We start from the raw sequence: 19,630 nt of genomic DNA, 5'->3' as shown, positions 1-19,630 counted from the left end.
GGAACCTCGACTAGTTGAAGCGGACCCAGAAGGACTGGAGGCGGTGGAACAGCTCGGTCTGAGTCGTGGCGAGCGGATAGGTGCTTCCGTGCAACCAGCCGTAGTGGCGTTCGTGAGCGCCAAAGCGGGTCCCGTCTTCACCAAGGGTGAAGGAGGCCGCTGAGCTGGAGTCTGAAACCAGGGCGCTCATTTGCTGGGACTTACTGATGTAGCAGGTGGCTCCTAGTTGAGGTCCCGAGTGGAAGTTGGTGTCCCAGAGCGCACTGCGGATGGCCGCGTGGTCGGGGTGCGGGTAGGAGTAGCAGCGGGTCCCAGTGTTTGAGAAGGCCCCAACCAGGGAGGCCATCGGCAGTTCGGGGGCCAGTCCCCACTCAGCGCGGCTGCTGAGAAGGATCTCTACCGCGAAGGTGACTTCCTCGGGAGTGAGGTCGCCGTCGCCCAGGTTGAAGAACACGACGGCTCCGCGGTTGGCACTATCCAGCCAGACCCGAACCTCGCGGGGACCCTCTCCGCAGTCCTCAACGCCATCATCGACGCGGCAGAGCTCGACCTCATCGCTTTCAGGAAGCTCGAACAGATCGGGCTCACCGAAGTTGCCAGGGATGCTGGTGTCGGTCTCGGACATCTGTGCCAAGTAGCCGAGGAGAGAGGCGATGCGGGACTCCTCGCAGGAGGAAGTCCAGCGGCCCTCGGGAACTTCGAGAGCAGGAACCTCACCGAGGTCCTCCTGGAGGTTGGCAGCGTAGGTCTCGGGGATGCAGAAACCAGTCTCTTCGCCGCGAGTCATGAAGGCGAAGATCTTGTACTCTTCCGGCCGGTTCTCTACCAGAGACCACATTTGAAACTCGTCGTCCGGGTGCGGAGAGATGAAGAGGTTGGCGGTGGCGTGATGTGGAGCACGTTGCTGTGCCACGGCGAGGACGCCCAGGCTAGTCCCAACGACAACGACCAGGATGAGGGCCCAGCCCAGGGCTTTCTTCCAGCCGAAGGGCTTCGAGGTTGCCGGGGCCGGGGATGGGGACTGAAGGTTGCTCATGGTCGAAGGTAGATCTTTCGGTTGTTAAAGAAGACGGCCAGACTAATCCACAGCGCCAGCAGGAACCCCGTCCACACCACCTGTGCCAGGACTTGCGAAGGGAACAGTCCGGCAAACCATGCACCTACAGAGACGTCTGAGAAGAGGGGCCGGTTCAAGAGGCTCATGAGGACGTGGGATCCGAAGTAGACAAAGAGAGAGTTTCGACCCAACGAGACCAGAGGGTAGGACAGGGACCTCAACGGCGCCGAAACCGTCTTGCGATCAAGCAGAAGGTGTCCGAGGAGCAGGAGCAGTGTGGTACCGGCGCCGATAAGCAGGGCAAACGGTGCGGTCCACAGTTTCTTCATGACCGGGAGGTCCGCCCCAAAGAGGATCGGGTAGACAAACTTGAGGAACCCGGCGAGTACCAGGAAGTAGGCGGTGGCAAGCAGCAGAGGGCGAACCGCAACCTCGGGTCCCTGCCCTGTGGCGTGAGCACGCCTGGAGTAGGCCTGGAGAAGGTGACCAACCGTGGCGCCAACTGCCGCGGACACTAGGGCACCGGTAATGACGACCATCCCCTCGGGGTCATAGCCCTGCGTTCCCAGCGCGTACATGTGGTTCGTGCCAAGGATAAGTGAGTCCAGGGGTCCGCTGGGGTTACAGCTCTTTGTGAGGACGCCGGAGGGACATCCTGCGCCATAGGAGAGCAAGACGGTGGAATGGGCGATGGCGAGGATAAAGGTAAGCAGTGCCCAGCCGCGCCAGCTCTTCGTGACAATATGAAGAAGGCTGATCAGGGCCACCAAAACGGCGTAAAGCTGTAGGACTCCCGAGATGCGCCAGGTGAAGACGTCCAGGTTCCAGGCCATGACCGCGTTGTAGACCAGACCAACCAGCATGAGGACGACGAACCGCTTGATCAGCGGGCCAGGTTTTACGACGCGCCCGAGGGCAAAGGCCAGGCCGCAGCCCGATAGGGTCACAAACATCGGGAAAATGACGTCAAGGGGATGTACTCCCTGCCACGGGGCGTGATCGAACCAGGCCGGTGTCATGAGGAGCGAGTTTACGGTTACGCTAGCAATCAGCATCCAGCCGCGCGCCCAGTCCAGCGAGGTGATCCGGCGCTTCTTAAGTGGCGTGGTCACAGTACTTGGCTTGGCTTCTGGCACGGTCGTAATAGGTTTAGTCATCGCAGACATAGTAGCGGTACGGGTCAAGGGAAACGGACGTGACCCTAGTGGTCTGGCTCCCGCTCGAGTGGAAAGGTGCGAGCAGTGTCCTCAAGAGTTCTCAAGGCAGCGCGATGGGGTCTCCTTTCTGCCACGCCCTACCTTCCACAACCAGTGCGAGACCGGTTGGTTCCAGCAGAGAATCAGTGGAGTAGAGCCGATGACAGCGCAGTCCCCCAAGTCGGGCCCGCAGATCGAACCCTCCTCATCGGTCCGCTCAACACCGCGGGACAAGCGAAGCGGTGGGCTGACGCGGCAGCCCTGCTCCCTGAAGTCGCTTCTGCCAGTCTCGGCGTTACCCGTGGAAATGGTCCGATTCGCTTTCCCGCTGATGCCATAACCTCACTTAACGCCCTGAGGCATTCCCCGACTTGGTCAAAGCGTCAGCTTCGAGCGCTCCGGTCTAACTTCTCCCATGTCTTGATCGAGTCAGCGTCGCCGCTTCTGGGGACGCGGCTTGGTCGAGACCTAGAGCGTGAAGTTGAGGTTCTGCAGGAGGCCGGACTTGAAGTCGGTCTTGTCTGGCATGGTTCTGATATTCGCCGTCCATCTGCACACTGGGCGACTCACAACAGTTCGCCTTTTGCCGCGGACCTAGGAGGGCTGACGGATCAGCTGGAGGGGAGCACCCGGAAGAATGCTGAGCTGGCCGACCGACTGCGGCTGACCGAGTTTGCCTCAACCCCAGACCTGCTTGACTATCGCCCCAACGCGGTGTGGCTGCCCACCCTGCACGATGCTGAGCTGTGGCAGCCTGACAAACCAGGCGCCGAAGCCACAAGGAGTCACCTGCCTGGAAGGCTCCCCATCGTGGTCCATGTGCCCTCACGGGTGGCCCTCAAGGGGACCGCGTCGATTCGCGAAGCGATGCGTCATCTGGACGGAGTTGTTGAGTACCGGGAACTTCAGGGCCTGACGCCAGCCCAGGTCGTTGAGGCCATTCGAGAAGCGGATATCGTCCTCGATCAGGTCGGCATGGGTTTGTACGGAGTGGCGGCTCTCGAAGGACTGTCGCTAGGTAAGCCGGTGATTGCCGAGGTCGGAGATTCAGTTCGGCAGAGGATTTTAGACCGAATGGGCTTCACAGTGCCACTAGTCGAAGCACAGGCTGAGACGCTTGCGGCGGTGGTGGCTGACCTGGCGGCGAACAGTGAGCAGCGCGAGCAGATTGGGAGGGCTGGACGACGTTACCTGTCCGAGGTTCACAATCCCAACAAAGTGGCCCAGATTCTGGATGAAAACTTCCTTAGGCGTGACGGAGCTCCCCGAAAGAAGTCGGCAATTCAGCGTTAGGCTTGCCAAATGACGAAACGGAACTCTGCCCCAAAGCGAGCGGGGGTTCGAGAGCTGCTTGGAACTCTCTCTGAGCTCTTCGAGGTGCTTCCTCGTGGCGCCAAACCCTTCTACATTTGGTACGCCATAATCTCCGGCACCCTCGGCCTCGTTGAGACCGTTGCGCTTGGGCTGATGCTTCTTGTCATCACTCCACTGGTCACCGGGACCCAGATGACTCTGCCAATCTTTGGCCCTATTCCTGAGAGCTGGACCCTGGGGCTCGTCCTCGTCATGTGTTTGCTGTTCATCCTTAAGGGTGTCGTTGCCGTGATGATGCACTGGTTCGCAACGCGGAGGTTCGCCCGCTATGAGCTGGAGGTTGGCAACGACCTCTTCCGGGCCTACACCCGCTCGACTTGGGAACAGCGCTCACAACTGAGTACGGCAGAAGTGACTCGCATCGTTGACAGTTCGATGGCAAATACCAACCTGGGCTTTATCCTTCCCCTCTCGCAGGTTCCGGGGAACGTCGTCACGTTTGTCTCAATCCTCCTCGTCCTCGTCGTTGCCGAGCCGTGGATCGCTTTGATCGCCCTGGTCTACCTCGGCATCGTTGCCCTCTTGATCATGGTGGTGCTGAACCGCCGCATGCGTCTTGCCGGCCTGCACAACCGCCAGTTTGCCTACAGGGTGGCGACCATCATGACGGAGATGGTTGATGCCCTCAAGGAAGTTACCTTGCGAGGGAAGCTGGATGAGGTTGGCGAAGTGCTTCAGCAGAACCGTCGGCGCGCGACCAGAGCGCGAGCCAACATCTCCTTTTTAGGGGTTGTCCCCAAGTATGCGATGGAGTCCGCACTAATCGGGGGCTTCCTTCTGGTCGGCGGCGTGGCCTATGCGACTGGTGGACTGAACCAAGCGCTGTTCGCGGTGGCCCTGTTCGGTGTAACGGGTTTCCGGATGATCCCGGCCCTCAACTCCATTCAGGCCACGTTGGCACAGGCCTCTGCGAACCAGGTTTACGCGAAGGATGTTATTCGCGAGCTAAAGAAGGTCGAGGTTGACGAGGTCGAGCGGCTAGCGAAGGACACGGAAGTCCTCCCGGAGAACCCCCGGCAGCTGGAGTTGGCTGGAGTTGGCTTCCGCTACCCGAAGGCCGACAAGGACGTCCTCGATGACATCTCCCTGACCGTACCCTTTGGTTCGACCCTTGCCATTGTGGGGCCTTCAGGAGCCGGTAAATCCACCCTGGTCGACGTCATTCTCGGCCTCAGCGAAGCGAGTCGCGGCACGATGACAATCGACGGTTTGCCACTGAAGACCGTGATGGGGCAGTGGCGGGCTCGAGTCGGTTATGTACCGCAGCGCGTCGCCCTCTTCGATGCTTCCATCGCCCAGAACGTTGCCCTGACTTGGAGTTCTGAGTACGACCGCGATCGCGTGATTTCCTCCCTGGAACGCGCTGACCTCCATGAACTGGCGCAGCGGGGCGACGGCATTGCCGAGAAGGTAGGGGAGCGCGGCGCATCGATCTCCGGAGGGCAGCAGCAGAGGCTGGGCATAGCCCGCGCCCTTTACTCTGATCCCCTCATCATGGTGATGGATGAGGCCACGAGCGCCCTCGATACTGCGACTGAACGTCGAGTCACTGAGTCTTTAGAGAAACTCCAGGGTGACGTCACTTTCATCACCGTGGCGCATCGCCTGGCGACTATCCGTGACTACGACCAGATCTGCTACCTAGATCAGGGTCGCATCCTCGGCTCGGGAACATTCATGGAAGTAGTTACCCAAGTGCCGGAGTTTGCGCAGCAGGCTGCGCTAGCCGGGCTTCTTGACGAGAACTAGAGCTTTCTACCTTCCAGCTGCCACCGCGGCGCCGTAGACCGTTCGGTACCGATCGACAAATGCTTTCGAGCCAAACCTGCGAACACTCCGCTCGCGGCGGTTCAGACGGTCCGAGGTGGACTCGGGTTCGTCTTTCACGTGAAACATGGCTTCAGTAAGTCCATCGACATCATCGATGTCCACCAGCAAGCCGTCGCCCTCTTCGATGACAGTCTCGCCGCCCCATGTCCTTGTGCTGATGACAGGGACACCCGCTGCTAATGCCTCAACTTGGACCACGCCCATCGGTTCAGTGGCGGAGGGGAGGACGAAACAGTCGATTGATCGGTAGAAATCGGCCACCGTCGAACGGTCTACAAGCCCCAGGAACGTGACGACCTCGCTAATACCAAGCGACTCAGCAAGGTCGAGAAGGCCTGCCTGCTCAGGGTTGGGACCGCCAATGACAAGGCGCACGTTCGGATCCTTCTCATGGACCCTGGCAAACGCTTCGAGCAGCATATCGGCGCGCTTCCAGGCCACGAGCATGGACATGTGCCCAAAGGTGTAGTGGGAGGCTGCCTCCCCTTCGGACCAAGTCAGCTCCTGTTCGACTTCGGAACTGGGCGGAAGCAGGTTGGGGGTGTACTCCCAGTCTGGAGTCTCAAACCTCTCCGCTAGGTGCTTGGCGTGCCCCTTCGATACTGCATGACGGCTATGCGCCGCTCGGACGATCTCTTGGGCGACTCTCTTGCTTAGTCGTGATCGGGTTAGCAGATGGCCCAGAGTCCGGTGTTCCGTGTAGATGAAGGGGACCCCATACTTCTTGGAGAGTACGTCGGCGAAGTATGAGCCTGGGAACAGGCTGTGAGCATGGATCACATCTGGCCTGCCGAAGTTGGCCACGTACGTTTCCCAAGCGTGATACAGGCGTCGCTTCGAGAGCTGAACATCGAGCCAGCGCTGCAGGGGAAGCAGAAATGTGATGGAGCCCCGAACAACACCGAGCCCGTTTTCCTTGCTGACCTGAAGTGGCCGCTGCGGCTTGTGCCCTTTCGCGTAGATGGGGTCGGGCGTCAACGCGAGCACGCCTGCTAGAACCCCGCCTCTTGAGAGGGCCTCGGCCTGCTCACGAAAGAAGGAGCCCGCAATATCACCGGCATTTTTCGGGTACCACGAGGGAACGAACAAGACATGCATTTTGCCTCCAGTACCGCTGGGGAGCCGACTAAGACCGGGCCAAGTTGTGGCTTCATCGGACACGTTAGCAAGTATTTCGGTGAAGAGGCCGATATCCGCAACTCCCCAGCCCAGCAGCGGAGCTGTCTTCAGAGCAGGGCAATTGCAATACGCTGGGGGAGTGCTGTCCGTCGACCGAGCCCGGAGTGGTGATGAGTAAACCTAGGCTGATGATTTTGTCATTCTCCAACCTGGCGAGTGATGCGCGGATCCTGCGTCAGGTGCAGACCTTTCGGGATGACTACGCAGTCACCACCTGTGGATTCGGGGGCCCGGTTGCCGAAGATATCCCCCACATTGAGATTGAACGAACCATCACGGCCAACGAGGAAAAGATTCGCGCCGCCTTCTGGCATGCCAAGGCCTACGAACTGGCTTACTGGTCCGATGGGGCAGTCCGACAAGCACGTACAGCACTGAAGCAAGCACGTTTCGATATCCTTCTTGCCAACGACCTCGACTCCGTGGGAGTGGCGCTCGCGGTTACCGACCCGAACAGAATCCATCTTGATCTGCATGAGTACTGGGTGGGGTTGCGCGACAACGAGCCGGCGTGGAATCGTCTACGGCGCCCCTATTTCGAGTGGATGCTGAAGCACTGGGCCAGCCGGATCCACTCGGTCACCACGATCAACCACGCTTTGGCAGAACACTACTCCAAAGAGTTTGGTTTGAAGTGCGGCGTGGTTCCCAATGCCTCCTACTTCGTCGAAAGTTCTCCGACACCCGTCCATGAGCCTCTGAGACTGGTTCACTCCGGCGCCAGCAACGTCAACCGCCGTCTTGAGACGCTAATTGAGGCTGTCAGTCTTGCATCGGCTGATGTTCGGCTCGATCTTCTCCTCATGGGTGAGGGGACCGATTACCACAAGAGCCTGGTTTCACTCGCAGAAAGCACCGGTGGCCGGGTTCGGGTCCTTCCCCCGGTGCCCCACCGGCAGCTGATCTCGACGCTGAACCAGTACGACATCGGGTTGCCCTTCTTCCCGCCCACGACTTCGAACCTACGGATGACGCTGCCGAACAAGTTATTTGACTACGTCCAGGCTCGGCTCGGAGTCATTTCCGGCCCCACTGTGCCCATCGAAGTGATCGTCGAAGAGAACGATCTTGGGCTGATAACCAAGGATTTTACGGCTGCAAGCCTCGCGGAGGCCATTGATGCGCTCGACCCAGAGTCGGTAGCCAGGTTCAAGGCCAATGCCGACAAGGCTGCCTGGCCTCTTTCGGCCGAGCAGCACGTCGGGGACTGGACGAGGGCGATCGCGGCGCTCGCCGACCGGTTCGGGCCCGACGCGAAGCCGAGTATGATCTTCCACGTTCCCTTTAAGCTCGACCCAAACTCCAAGAGTGCGAGCGGCATTCGCCCTGTGAAGATGCGCAAGGCGTTTGAAGAAGCTGGCTACAGGGTCTTTGAAGTTTCGGGAAACCATGACACTCGACGTCGGCAGATGAAGGCACTGCGAGCCGCGATTGCCGCCGGCCTGCGACCACAGTTCCTTTACTCGGAATCAAAGACAACCCCCACGGGTCTGGGTGAACCCGTGACGCGTCACACCAGTCTTAGTCGCGACTTGAAGTTCATCGAGTTTTGCCGCAGTCACGGAATCCCGACCGGGTTGTTCTACAGGGACATCTACTGGAACTTCACTGAGCATGCGCCCAAGGGAGCCCTGGGAAGGTTCCTCGTGTGGCGCTACCGGGCTGACTTGCGGGCTTACAGGCATGCACTTTCCGTGCTGTTCGTCCCGTCACGAAAGTTTGCCGACTACATTCCTGGCCGGAGTCGCTTTCCCCGAGTGGAGCCCCTGCCCCCGGGTTTGGATTTGGACTTCTCCAGCGAGCCGACCCCCTCTGGGGGTAGCCAGCCACACGTGTTCTACGTGGGTGGAATCGGTGCAGCGTACGACCTCCACAAGGTTGTTGAAGCGGTTGGAACGGCCCCTAACGGGACGCTTCTACTTTGCGTTCGACCCGATGAGTGGGCCTCCAGGAAGTCCCTCTATCCGAGCGTCGCGCAGGCTGAGGACGGTGTCACCACCGACGGTGCCCACGTTGTGCATGCCTCTGGAAGCGGTCTTGATGCTCTCTACTCCTGGGCTGAGGTGGGGTGCCTGTTCTTGAAGCCCGATGAGTACCGAAGTATGGCTGCACCTATGAAGCTGTACGAGTACCTGGGCAGAGGCAAACCGATTGTCACTTCAGCAGGAACGAATGCCGCCGAGTTAATCGAGCAGAATGGACTGGGCTGGGTGCTTCCGTACTCCGTGGAAAGTTTCCGTAACTGGCTGATCGAGGTCGGCTCGGATCCTCAAGAGATTGAGATCCGCTCAGAACGGGTCCGCAAGTACAGTTCCGAACAGACCTGGCGTCATCGGGCCCTGGAAGTGGCGCAGTTCCTCAGCCAAACGAGTTAGGCGTTGTCGGGCGCGCCGTCCCGCACTGCACGTAGGAAGGTCTTTCCCTCAGCTTCTGCGTTAACTTCCTGAGCGACAGTGTTCGAGGCCAGTTTCATCCGCTGGACTTCCTCAACAGTCAGGTCACGTAGAGCATCGGCAAGCTGTGTCCCACTGTGTCCTGGCACGACCACCCCGTTACCCCATTCGCGCACTAGTGGCGCCATGATGAAGTCGTCTCGCACGGCAAGTGCAAGGCGCCCCTGCAGCGCCTCATAGAACTTGTTGGGGGAGGCGTAGGTCAGATTCATGTTCGATGGGGGTAAATAGATAATTTCCATGTCGTAGCGGTTAATCGACTTGGCGATCTCAGTCATGGGAGCGGGCGGGACAATCTCGATGCGCCCTCGCGCTGGACTTGCCTCAATCATCTCCTTCAGCCACAGGTGCTGGTCGGGGCTCGGCATGAGCATGAAAGTCGCCTCGAAGCGGTCAGGCAACGTGCCCATGGCTTCGACAATTTCCTGAATCCCGCGCAGCTTCCCTCCCATGCCGTGAAAGAGCAGCTTGATCTTTCCGTCACCCCGATCAACTGGGGTGAGGTCTTCAAACGGCGGGATGTTGCGAATGGGCGTCAGGTCAGGAATGCCAAGTTCTTCGGCGTAAAGGGCGCCGATGGGCTGATTGACGACTGTGCGTGAGTGAATCCTCGGGTTCGCCAATTGTCGGTAGCGCCACCGGTAGTACGGTGCGGCCAGTCGCGCTCCAACGGTGTCACGTCGGAAACGAGGGTTCCTCTTCTCATGCATGTCGACGTGAAACTGCGTCACGTCGAGGGCACTGCCAAGAGCGCGATCATCCGTGAGCCAGGGGAGAAACTCCTGATCATTTAGAACAATGAGGTCGTAGAACCCAGCCTTAACCCGTTGTATTACAGCCGTGGGAACACGATCAAGCAGCTGACGGCGGAAGGAGACCTTTCGGGGCAGGACTGCGCCGGCTATGAGGTAGCCCAGTCTTGAGGTCACCCACCGACGTGGAGGCTCAAGGAAGTAGCTGTGGGCTGCACCTGGGACCTTCTGATTGCCCAGTCCTAAGGTGTCGACGGTCCATCCGTCCTCGACCAGCCAGTTGACCTCACGCCTGACTCGAGGATCACGGTCGATATCGGTGTAGGAGACGAGGAGGGCTTTCCCACCCGGTTTGCCAACTTCACCCACGGTTTGCTTCCCCTCTTCCGCTGCTGTGCGGTAGGCCGCGGTACGCTCTAGTCTAGCGGGGCGGCATTGCTTTTTCGATTGACTCGACGTAGACCGCCAGATGTAAGGGCAAGGGAGGGGGGCTGGCATGAGGGGTCCTGGGACAGGTTCAGCGGGACCGGCACCAAGGCGAATGGTCTTTCATACGCCGTTCCCGGTTAGCGCAGGCGCCAACACTGCTTCCGCGATTCGTCCCTGGAAAATGTTGCAGGCTTTCAAAGCGCTGGGCTTTGAGGTCTTTCAGATCACGGGTTACGCAGCGGAACGGCGTCGACGATTTGCCTCTCTGCGACGCGGCGTGGCAGCGGGCTGGAAGCCTGACTTCGTCTACTCCGAGGCGGCAACGATCCCCTCATCGTTCACAGAACCGCGCCACTTCCCGCTGATCCTCAACTTGGACCGAAAGATCTTCCGATTTCTGCACGAGCACGGGACCCCCATCGGCGTCTTCTACAGGGATGTCTACTGGGCTTTCGATGACTATGTGCAAGGCGTCGGCGTTCCCACCGCAACCGTCATGAAGTTGCTCTACTCCCGCGAGATCAAGACTTTTAATCGCTACGCGGACGTGGTCTTCCTGCCCTCCGTCGAGATGGGGCGCTACGTTCCCGGCCTCAACGGACCCCTGCAGGTTGCACTGCCACCGGGAGCGGACCCCCAGACTGGGTCGGGTCAAAGCCATGACACGGACGGCTCACTTCGGCTTTTCTATGTGGGCGCCGTTGGGGGCGAGCACTATGACGTCAGCGCGCTGATCGAAGGTGTTGAGAGGAGCCGGGACGTAGAACTCACCATCTGTACCCGCGAGGAGAACAGAAGGGCCGCGGAGGCGGAGTACGCGGAGACCTTGGGTGAGGCGACATCATTCGTGATGGGATCAGGCGACGCTCTGGATCCTCTCTACGATCAGGCGGACATCGCGCTCCTCTTCATGCGCCCTCAGGAGTACCGCTCCTTTGCAGCCCCTGTGAAGCTCTACGAGTACTTGGGGCGTGGAAAGCCAATCATTGCCTCGCGAGACACTGCGGCAGCTAAAGTCGTTGAAGAAGCCGATGCCGGTTGGGTAGCGGACTTCGATGCGGCTTCGCTTGCGGATCTGCTCAAGCGACTCAAAGCCGCTCCAGCAGAGGTCGCGGCAAAAGCCGCAAATGCGGCAAAGGCCGGGCAGAGCAACACTTGGGAAGCGCGCGCAGCCTACGCGGCAGGCGTTCTGAAGGAGGTAGGAGCGTGAGTCACTCTAGGGGAAGGCTTTCTGTAATCGTCGCCAGCCGCATTTTTCTGCCGGAACCAGCAGCGGCTTCGTTCCGGCTCGGGGCAGTCTGCAAGGCGCTTGAGGACGAGGGGGCGCTGGTCAGGGTTCTCACCACAACGCCGGCTCCATCCGCACGTAGTCTTCCAGCTACCTTCACCTACTCGGTCAGTCGCTGGCCCGCCCTGCGCGATGCGACAGGCTACATTCGCGGCTATCTGCCCTACATGTCGTTTGATCTCCCGCTCTTCTTCAGACTCCTCGCTGCGCGCCGTCCCGACGTCGTCCTCGTGGAACCGCCACCCACTACCGGAGCAGTAACCCGGGTTGCCGCGACGCTGCGCCGCTTCCCCTACGTCTGGTACGCGGCGGACATTTGGTCAGATGCTAGTGAGATTGCGGGCGCACCCAAGCTAGTTGTCAGTGTGCTGCGGTTGGTGGAGAAGTTCGCGATTCGTGGGGCCGCAGGGGTAATTGCAGTCTCGGAGGGGGTGGCCGAGCGCGTCCGCGAACTGGGGGCTCCCAACATAGCGGTCATTCCCAACGGGATCGACACCGAGGTCTATCGCCTCGATACGGCCCCTCTTGCCGAGGACGAACGTAAAGCGCTTGGCATTACAGGCCCCTACGCTATCTACGCGGGAACGGCTTCCGAATGGCAGGGAGCCTCCGTATTTGCGCGCGCCTTCGATGTGGTCGCCCTCTTCAGCACGACTGCGCAGCTGGTGTTTGTCGGTCAGGGCAGTGAATGGGACACCATTGCTGCCATTGCCGAGGACGTAAATGCGCGCCACGGGCGCGATGTCATCGTGCAGTTACCACATTCCTCGCCCGAGGAAGTTGCTCGACTCTTGAGCGGGGCCCGGTGCTCACTGGTTTCAATCGTCCCCGATCTGGGTTATGACTTTGCCTATCCAACCAAGGTTCTGGCGGCTCCTTCAGCTGGAGTTCCTGTTGTTTACGCGGGCAAAGGTCCGGCAGCAAGCGATATTGCCGAGCATCATCTGGGGGTCGTCACTGCTCACGATCCCGACGAGATCGCGATCGCGGTGCTGAGTTATCTTGACGCGGCTGCTCCCGGTGGGGATCCGGCTCGACTGCGGCGCTGGGTGGTTGAGAACCGTTCGATCAGGGCCACGGCAAAGAAGGCAGTGTCCTTCCTGTCGACCGTGGCGGAGGGGAAGCGCCGCTCGGAGCATGCCCCGGAGCCCCGGGTAGCTGTCGTGACCCCGTGGTATCCGACGGCGACGAACGAGGTTTCCGGCCTCTTCGTCGCGCGTGAGGTTGAAGCACTTGCGCAGGCAGGTGCGGACGTCAGTGTTATCCATCTTGATCGCGAGGTTCCCGACGGGCAACTGAAACGAGAAGTGCGAGGGGGCGTGCGCGTCCTCCACATTGGGATGAACCCGGCCCGGCCTGCTTCCGTCGCCTGTGCGACCCGCACTCTTCGGTCTGCACTGCGCAACTTCGACCTCGTCAACTCCCACGCGATTTCCGTGTTGCCCGCGGTTGCAGCTGCCCGGGGCCGATTGCCCTGGGTTCACACGGAACACTGGTCTGCGCTTAGTGCTCCGGCCTCAGCTTCGCGTCTTCTGCGTCTGGTGCGCCCAGCGTTTGCCGCCCTCTTGCGGCTGCCCGACGTGGTCGTGGCCGAGAGTGAACGGCTGGCCGCGCCAATCAGGCAGTTTCGAGGAGCAAAAACGGTCGAGCTGATCCCCTGTATCGTGCCTGTCCCAACGCAGGTCGTTCCCCTAGACGCCACGGACGAGACGCTGCGGCTCTCGTCGACGGGGGGAGTAATCGAACGTAAGAACCCATTGCTGGCGGTGAGGACGCTCTTCGCCCTCAATAAGCGTGGAGTGAAGGCATCGCTGCGCTGGACGGGGGAGGGCGACCAAAGAGAAGAGGCGGCCCAACTAGCGGAAGAGCTAGGGGTGGACACGGTGTTCCTTGGCCCCGGCAGTCCGGCGCAGGTCGAGAAGGAGATTGCTGACTCCCACATCTTCTTTGCCCCTACCAAGGGCGACAACTTCTTCGTGGCGGCTGCGGAAGCACTGGTTAGTGGTCGGCCTCTCTGCGCGAGCGACCAGGGAGGCCACGTTGAGTATGCGGATGAGCGTTTCTCGGAAATCGTCGCGGAGGAAGACCCCGAGGCTTACGCAGATGCCCTGTTGCGGCTCCGCGATAAGACGAGGGGTGTAAGTGCTGACGAGATATCCAAGTCGGTCCGCGACCGCTTCAGTCCACGTGCAGTTGCGAATGCCTACCGGACCATCTATGACGGCCTCGTGGGAGGCGCCAACTCGTAGGTGTTTGCGCCTCGACTAGTGACTAGGTCAGCTCGTCTGCCAATGCCACCAGCCACTCGGTGGCACCACCGTCGATGCGAACTTCTACCGAAGGTCGTCCATCAATGGCGGTCCTGCCTCGGTTGATGATCCCGATCGGAACCCCGCGCTGCTGAGCTCGGTTGACGATGCGAATCGGTGTGTTCACAGCTAGAGAGGAACCCGCCACCAGCGGAGAGTTGGCTTCACCAAGAAGTTGCTCCGCGAGGGCGAACGTCGTTGGTGAGGTGTGTTCGCCGAAGTAGACGACGTCGGGGCGAAGCATCGAGCCGCAGGCCGGGCAGATCGGAACCACAACATCCTCAACCTCGGTCACGTCGGCGTCACCGTCTGGGTTCAGTTGGGCATTCTTGTTGAGGTCGATGAAACCGGGGTTCGCCACGTCAAACCACTGCAAGACTTCGCTTCGTCCCCAGCGGTGACCATGGTCAACGGAACGAAAGACGGTGCCATTGCCGTGTAGTTCCGCGACGAATTTGACTCCGCCGCGTTGGTGCAGGCCATCGGTGTTCTGGGTTATGACACCGGTGAGGAGCCCGGCAGCCTCAAGTTGAGCGGCCGCGAAGTGTCCAGCGTTGGGTTCAATGGTGCGGAAGTGGTGCTCACCTACGCGAGCTTCAGCCCAGAACCGCTGGCGGTAGTGATGATCGCTGTGGAACTGGTGCACGCTCATCGGTGTGCGGGGCGGAGTGCCCTCGCCACGGTAGTCGGGGATCCCAGAGTCAGTGCTTATTCCGGCACCGGTCAGCAGGACCGCAGGGCCGTCCTCGAAGAGTGCTTTGAGGACGTCGAACTCCAACGATTGCGCCAACTCTTCTGCCGGATCTTGCAAGGCCACCTCCGGGCTCGTGTCTTCCAACCAACCTAACGGAGCGGCAGCAAGGCTGCCAGAGATCGGTGAGAACACTCACTGCCTTGCTCGCTAGGGGAGGAAGGCAGTCGGTTCTAAGGTGCAAACTGGCTCTTCACAGTTGAGGCTGTAGTTGGTGTTTGAATCCGCGGCTGTGCAGGAGGCTGCGGGTGATGTAGTTGCCAAGATTCGTGAAGCCTAGGGCGATGCCGCGTAAGTGTTCTAGGCGGCCATTTATCGCTTCGGTTGGCCCGTTACTGGAGTAGGGGTGGGTGAAATGAGCGAGGATGTCATTTCGTCTGCGTCTCAGGGTTCGTGCTAGGGCCCGTAGTTCGGGTTGACCTCGGGTGACTTTTGGGGTGAGGGCATCAATGATGGCACCAAGCCTGCTGCGGGCTTTTTGTTTGTTGGGGTTTTCAAAGGCCTGGATGAAGGATTGGTAGACCTGCCACAAGCGAGCCAGTGCCGTGTAGTCGGGGTTTTCTAACGCTTCCATGACCTTGGCCCAGTTGGTTTCACTCAAGTAGGCAGGACGGGACAGCAGTGGCCTACGGATCCGGTATAAGGGGTCCCCACTCCTGCCGCGACGCCCCAGCGTTTCTTGCTGTAATCGTTGCCGGCATTGAGTCAGTTTTTGGTCAGCGAGCTGGACCACGTGGAAAGGATCCATCACTGTCACTACGCGGGGTAGCACTTCCCCTACCGCAGTTTTATAGCCGGTGAAACCATCCATCGCCGCAACTTTGATGTTCCGCCGCAAAACTGCTGGTTTGGGCCTCAAGCCAGGCCTTGAGCGCTTGTTTAGACCGTCCTGGCACCATATCTAACAGTCTTGCTGGCTTCCCCTCTTTCCTGGGTGTTAGATCAATGATCACCGTGACATACCTGTCGCCGCGCACTGTGTGAGACCAGCAGTGTTCATCCACCCCAATCGTGGTGACCCCCGTCAATCTGCTGGGGTCAGTGATCAGGTAGTCCCACCCCGCGTTCAGCACTGCCTCATTTACTGTGTTTCACGCGGCCCCCAAGTTCAGTGCTACCCGCCGGATTGACATGGAGTCCATTACCACCGCCGCTAAAGCCCACGTCACCGCGTGCGGGGAGAGCTTACTTGCGCGGTGGGACGCCAGGGATTTGCTCAGACCAGTAAGACCCACAAGCGTCACAAGTGAACTGACGAAGACGCACCAACAAACGAACCGGTCTTGTCCCACAAGGAGCATGAATAAGCCAGCGCCGCCGACTGCCACGAGCCCTACCCTGGCACCCACACCCCTGGCACCACCCCAGCCGCTGCGCTAAGCGGCACTCCAGAACTAGTTCCTTACGTCCCCGCCATTCCTGCCAAGCCTGACCAGTGATAACTAAACCGAACTCATCAACCCGAAACACCGATTCCATCCGCGGCGCGGTAAACTTCAACACAGGCCCTCCCGGCGGCTTGATATTGATTCGACACCAACACCATCCCCCGGAAGGGCCACCAACTACAGCCTCAACTGTGAAGAGCCTGCAAACTGCTGGGCGGTAAGGTTCGAGGGGAATCGATCGAACCGTCGACTGGGAGATGAGGTTGGAGTGGGCGCTGTGAAGGCGAAGTCGCGTTACGTGGGTGTCGTTCTCGTCTTTGCCGGGGGAGCGGTCGGGGCATTGCTGCGCTACCTGATTGATTTGTTGGCGGGGTCCGAGAGTGTCTTCGACTGGGACATCTTCCTCATCAACCTGAGCGGCGCGTTCCTCTTGGCCCTGCTGGTTGGCTGGGTTACAGGGGCGGGTTCTCCGACGATTGGTCAGCAGCGACTCCGGCTCTTACTGGGGACCGGCATGATGGGTGGGTTCACCACCTACTCGACGCTCGCCCTCGACACTGCCACTAACCTGCAGCAGGGTCTGTCGGGGAGTGCAGTGGTCTACTCCTTGGGCACTGTAGTCGTCGGAGCGGGCTTGAGCCTCGTAGGACTTCTCGTTGGCAGGCGCTTAGCCCGCACGGGTTCAGCAGCGGGTAAGGTGGCACCGTGAACGGTCTGGTCCTCGCCCTCCTCGTCGCACTGGGAGGTGGGCTCGGTGCCTCGGTACGCTTCCTGATTGATGCGTCGATTCTTGCGCGAGCGCGGGCCCAGTTCCCCTGGGGAACCTGGCTCATCAACCTCAGCGGTTCCTTCGTTCTTGGCCTGATCGTAGGCCCTTTGAGCGGCATGGTCTGGGGGCCGGCCCTCACGGTTGGGCTACTTGGTGGCTACACCACCTTCTCCTCCGCCAGCCTCGAAGGCGTGACACTGGCGGAGGACGGAAAGTGGGGTCGAGCCTTGTTCTACGGTTTCGGAACGCTAGTTCTCGCTGTCCTTGCTGCTCTTGCTGGACTGGCGCTGACCGGGTCAGGTTCCTAGGCTTCGAGTCTCTCGTTCTTACGTCGCATGAAGAGTGCCGTAAGCGGGTCGGCGAAGCGCGTCAGGATCGGCCCCGCGATAGCCATCACCATGACGTAGGCAGCCGCAAGCGGCCCGACTCCGGCGATCCCGGCAGAGGTGGCAAGCCCTGCGATAACGATGTTGAACTCGCCTCGCGGGATCATGAGCGTTCCGGCACGGACCTGGCCGGGAAGGCCGATCCCTGCCTTCTGCGCGGCGACCACGCCGACGATCATCTTGGTCACCATCGTTACGAGGCCCAGCAGGAGTGCTGCTCCAAGGACCGGGGGGATTTCGTGAGCATTAGTCTGCATCCCAAAGAAGACGAAGAAGACCGCGGCAAAAAGGTCGCGCAACGGAGTGATAACTGCTCGCACACTTTCCGCGACTTGCCCGGAAAGGGCGATTCCAACCAGAAAGGCACCCACCGCTGTCGAGACGTGCATTTCTTCCGCGAAGCCAGCCACAACGAGGACGAGTCCGAGAGCACCTAGGAGGAGCAACTCATCGTTGGTCGAGAAGACCGCTTTGTTGATTTGCTTCCCGAAGCGCAGAGTTATGAACATGACTACGGCGACCGCAGTCAGCGCGCCGACCACAGAGACCAGTCCGCCGATGACGCCGACCCCAGCAAGAAGTGCCGTCAGGATCGGCAGGTAGAGGGCCATAAGCAGGTCCTCGAAGACGAGGATCGACAGCACGATGGGTGTCTCACGGTTACCGAGACGCCCCAGTTCCCCCAGCAGTTTGGCTGCGATGCCCGAGGACGTTGCATAGGTGACGCCAGCCATCGCCATGATTCCGGCCGGGGGTCAGCCCATCATGATGCCAACGACAGCTCCGGGGGTCGCATTGAGGACGAAGTCGAACAGACCTGAGACGTAGTGCGTTTTCAGGTTAGTTACCAGTTCCTCGGCCGAGTACTCGAGGCCGAGTAAGAAGAGCAGCAGAATGACGCCGATTTCCGCGCCGATCTCAATGAACTCGTCCTCAGCGCGGTGAGCGGAATGACGCCGCCGGAACCGAAGAGTAGCCCTCCGAGCAGGTAGAAGGGAATGGGTGAAAGTCCAATCAAACTGGCGAAACGTCCGAGGATCCCCAACCCCAGAATAATTCCACCAAGCTCCAGTAACGTCTGGGCCAAATCCACTACTAAACTCCGTTGATAATCTCGCGTGCTGCTGCAATCGATGCTTCACTACCGACCAAAACCAGTATGTCGCCGGGCCGAATAACATAGTCGGGCATGGGTGAGGTCGTGACTTCTTTGTTGTGCCAGACGGCCACGATCGAGGCTCCCGTGTCGGTACGGATGGTTCCTTCGCCAAGGGTTTTGTTAGCCATGTAGTCGCCCGCGTTGACTTTGACTTTGACTGCCTCAAGATCATCAATCGCATCGGTGAGGCGCGAGAGGCGCTGCACGACGCGACGGGTGCCGAGGTACTCGGCGAGCGTGTCCGCTTCGCCTTCTGTAAGGGAGATGGTCTCGGAAACCGAGTCCGGGTCACCCTTCTTGTAAACGAGGAGGTCGCGGTGACCGTCGCGGTGGGTAATGACGCCAACACGAAGTCCCTTGGAGGTTAGGAAGTCGTCGCGTAAGCCGATCCCTGGCAGCTCACTCTCCTCAATATAGATTCCATCGTTGTGCGGCATTCTTCCCCCTTGACGAAGCTTTGGGGGCGCAGTCATAACTTGAACCAGTGCTGCGTCCCCAGACTTTCCCATTGTCCACTTGGGCGTGAGGTCCCGCTGAGTAATGGAAAAGTAACGAGTCGGTCTTACGTGCCGGGTTGGAGAGCAGCAAAACCGTGTTCTAAGAACGCTTCCGCTATTCCTAAGTTATACGTGAGCACCGAGTTTGCTTCATCCGCGACTTACAGGGCTGTGGCGAGATGCACGGCATCTAGGTAGCGGAGGGTGCTGGGAGCAAGGACAGCTGCAGTACGCAAGACCGTCGACGAGACGGGCAGACGCGTCACGGCGGAGAGAAGTGAATGGGCCACTGCAAGTCGGTGCGGAACACAACGGAGGCAGACTCTGAGGAGCTCCGTCGTTGTGAGGTCGGAGGTGACCAGACGTTGCTTCTCTGTTCGCAGCCAGGAGAGTAGGGCAGCGGACTCGTCCTCTTCCTTCAAAAGTTTCACGAAGGCGGAGGTGTCGATATAGGTCAGTGAGGTCAATAGCGCTCTCCCTCACGCTCTTGAAGAAGAGTCTCGCTGAGGCTCTGTTCACCCTGCATACGGCGTGAGGGCTCTAGCGGCAGCTCCCACAGTTCGACGGTCGGCTCTTCAACTAGGCCCTGCTCGACCATTCGTCCCAAGCTGGTCTGCTCTAGGCCGGTTAGAACAGCGACCGGGCGACCCCGATGGCTTATCGTCACGACCTCCCCTTCGATCGCGCGCGCCACAATGGCAGACGCGTTCTGCTTTAGGTCTCTAATTCCAACTACTCCCATGTTCTACATTGTAGAACTGCCGTGATGGCGCAACAAGAAGTAGCAATGTGGAGAACCCTAGAGGGGAAGGA

Annotated in this window: 15 protein-coding genes and 2 pseudogenes; 7 read left to right on the top strand and 10 right to left on the bottom strand. The window is 59.9% G+C overall.

What is annotated here, in order from left to right; translation table 11 throughout:
• Positions 1-10: 10 nt before the first annotated feature.
• Positions 11-1,036, bottom strand: a complete 1,026-nt coding sequence (locus CS903_RS01745; protein ID WP_099331813.1) for a hypothetical protein — start codon at positions 1,034-1,036, stop codon at positions 11-13.
• Complete coding sequence (locus CS903_RS01740) at positions 1,033-2,214, bottom strand: heparan-alpha-glucosaminide N-acetyltransferase domain-containing protein (RefSeq protein ID WP_164996640.1); 1,182 nt, start codon at positions 2,212-2,214, stop codon at positions 1,033-1,035. The genes CS903_RS01745 and CS903_RS01740 overlap by 4 nt, the downstream gene beginning before the upstream one ends.
• 84 nt (positions 2,215-2,298) lie before the next feature.
• Here CS903_RS01740 and CS903_RS01735 point away from each other — a divergent pair, with 84 nt between their 5' ends.
• Positions 2,299-3,546, top strand: coding sequence for a glycosyltransferase family protein (locus tag CS903_RS01735; protein ID WP_099331811.1), 1,248 nt, complete (start codon positions 2,299-2,301; stop codon positions 3,544-3,546).
• Positions 3,547-3,555: 9 nt separating this feature from the next.
• Positions 3,556-5,376 (top strand): ABC transporter ATP-binding protein, encoded by a 1,821-nt coding sequence (locus CS903_RS01730; protein ID WP_099331810.1) that lies wholly within the window; start codon positions 3,556-3,558, stop codon positions 5,374-5,376.
• A 6-nt stretch (positions 5,377-5,382) separates the two neighbouring features.
• Here the strand turns inward: CS903_RS01730 and CS903_RS01725 are convergent, their stop codons facing one another.
• Positions 5,383-6,555 (bottom strand): glycosyltransferase, encoded by a 1,173-nt coding sequence (locus CS903_RS01725; protein WP_099331809.1) that lies wholly within the window; start codon positions 6,553-6,555, stop codon positions 5,383-5,385.
• Positions 6,556-6,746: 191 nt separating this feature from the next.
• On the opposite strand from CS903_RS01725, the gene CS903_RS01720 reads away from it, so the two are divergent.
• Entirely contained in the window at positions 6,747-9,011 is a 2,265-nt protein-coding gene (locus CS903_RS01720) for a glycosyltransferase (RefSeq protein ID WP_129587558.1), read from the top strand.
• Here CS903_RS01720 and CS903_RS01715 read toward each other — a convergent pair.
• The gene (locus CS903_RS01715; protein WP_099331807.1) at positions 9,008-10,210 is read right to left on the bottom strand and encodes a glycosyltransferase family protein; all 1,203 of its coding nucleotides are present in this window, start codon (positions 10,208-10,210) and stop codon (positions 9,008-9,010) included. The two genes, CS903_RS01720 and CS903_RS01715, sit on opposite strands and share 4 nt — an antisense overlap.
• A 172-nt stretch (positions 10,211-10,382) precedes the next feature.
• Here CS903_RS01715 and CS903_RS01710 point away from each other — a divergent pair, with 172 nt between their 5' ends.
• Together CS903_RS01710 and CS903_RS01705 are read left to right on the top strand one after the other, a co-directional pair.
• Complete coding sequence (locus CS903_RS01710) at positions 10,383-11,480, top strand: glycosyltransferase (protein WP_164996639.1); 1,098 nt, start codon at positions 10,383-10,385, stop codon at positions 11,478-11,480.
• Entirely contained in the window at positions 11,477-13,807 is a 2,331-nt protein-coding gene (locus CS903_RS01705) for a glycosyltransferase (RefSeq protein ID WP_099331805.1), read from the top strand. Before CS903_RS01710 ends, CS903_RS01705 begins: the two co-directional genes overlap by 4 nt.
• A 22-nt stretch (positions 13,808-13,829) precedes the next feature.
• Here the strand turns inward: CS903_RS01705 and CS903_RS01700 are convergent, their stop codons facing one another.
• Positions 13,830-14,678 (bottom strand): Sir2 family NAD-dependent protein deacetylase, encoded by an 849-nt coding sequence (locus CS903_RS01700; RefSeq protein ID WP_207203716.1) that lies wholly within the window; start codon positions 14,676-14,678, stop codon positions 13,830-13,832.
• 133 nt (positions 14,679-14,811) lie between these two features.
• Positions 14,812-16,121: pseudogene (locus CS903_RS01695) on the bottom strand (ISL3 family transposase).
• A 162-nt stretch (positions 16,122-16,283) separates the two neighbouring features.
• Here CS903_RS01695 and CS903_RS01690 point away from each other — a divergent pair.
• Positions 16,284-16,715: a fluoride efflux transporter FluC gene (locus CS903_RS01690; protein ID WP_164996638.1), complete on the top strand. Its 432-nt coding sequence runs from the start codon at positions 16,284-16,286 to the stop codon at positions 16,713-16,715.
• The gene (locus CS903_RS01685; RefSeq protein ID WP_099331803.1) at positions 16,712-17,083 is read left to right on the top strand and encodes a fluoride efflux transporter FluC; all 372 of its coding nucleotides are present in this window, start codon (positions 16,712-16,714) and stop codon (positions 17,081-17,083) included. Before CS903_RS01690 ends, CS903_RS01685 begins: the two co-directional genes overlap by 4 nt.
• On the opposite strand, the pseudogene CS903_RS01680 reads toward CS903_RS01685, so the two are convergent.
• The 4 genes and pseudogenes from CS903_RS01680 to CS903_RS01665 form a co-directional block, all read right to left on the bottom strand.
• A pseudogene (locus CS903_RS01680) lies at positions 17,080-18,342 on the bottom strand (cation:proton antiporter). The gene CS903_RS01685 and the pseudogene CS903_RS01680 sit on opposite strands and share 4 nt — an antisense overlap.
• On the bottom strand, positions 18,257-18,757 hold the full coding sequence (locus CS903_RS01675; protein WP_164996637.1) for a cation:proton antiporter regulatory subunit: 501 nt from the start codon (positions 18,755-18,757) through the stop codon (positions 18,257-18,259). The pseudogene CS903_RS01680 and the gene CS903_RS01675 overlap by 86 nt, the downstream one beginning before the upstream one ends.
• A gap of 221 nt (positions 18,758-18,978) precedes the next feature.
• Positions 18,979-19,284 (bottom strand): type II toxin-antitoxin system VapC family toxin, encoded by a 306-nt coding sequence (locus tag CS903_RS01670; protein ID WP_099331801.1) that lies wholly within the window; start codon positions 19,282-19,284, stop codon positions 18,979-18,981.
• Positions 19,281-19,559, bottom strand: coding sequence for a type II toxin-antitoxin system Phd/YefM family antitoxin (locus CS903_RS01665; protein WP_099331800.1), 279 nt, complete (start codon positions 19,557-19,559; stop codon positions 19,281-19,283). The genes CS903_RS01670 and CS903_RS01665 overlap by 4 nt, the downstream gene beginning before the upstream one ends.
• Between the last annotated feature and the right edge of the window lie 71 nt (positions 19,560-19,630).

Origin of the sequence: Actinomyces minihominis, from assembly GCF_900187855.1 — a bacterium.
Taxonomy (GTDB): Bacteria; Actinomycetota; Actinomycetes; order Actinomycetales; family Actinomycetaceae; genus Scrofimicrobium; species Scrofimicrobium minihominis.
The sequence above is the reverse complement of the archived record's forward strand: the minus strand, read 5'-3'. Positions and strand labels throughout refer to the sequence as shown.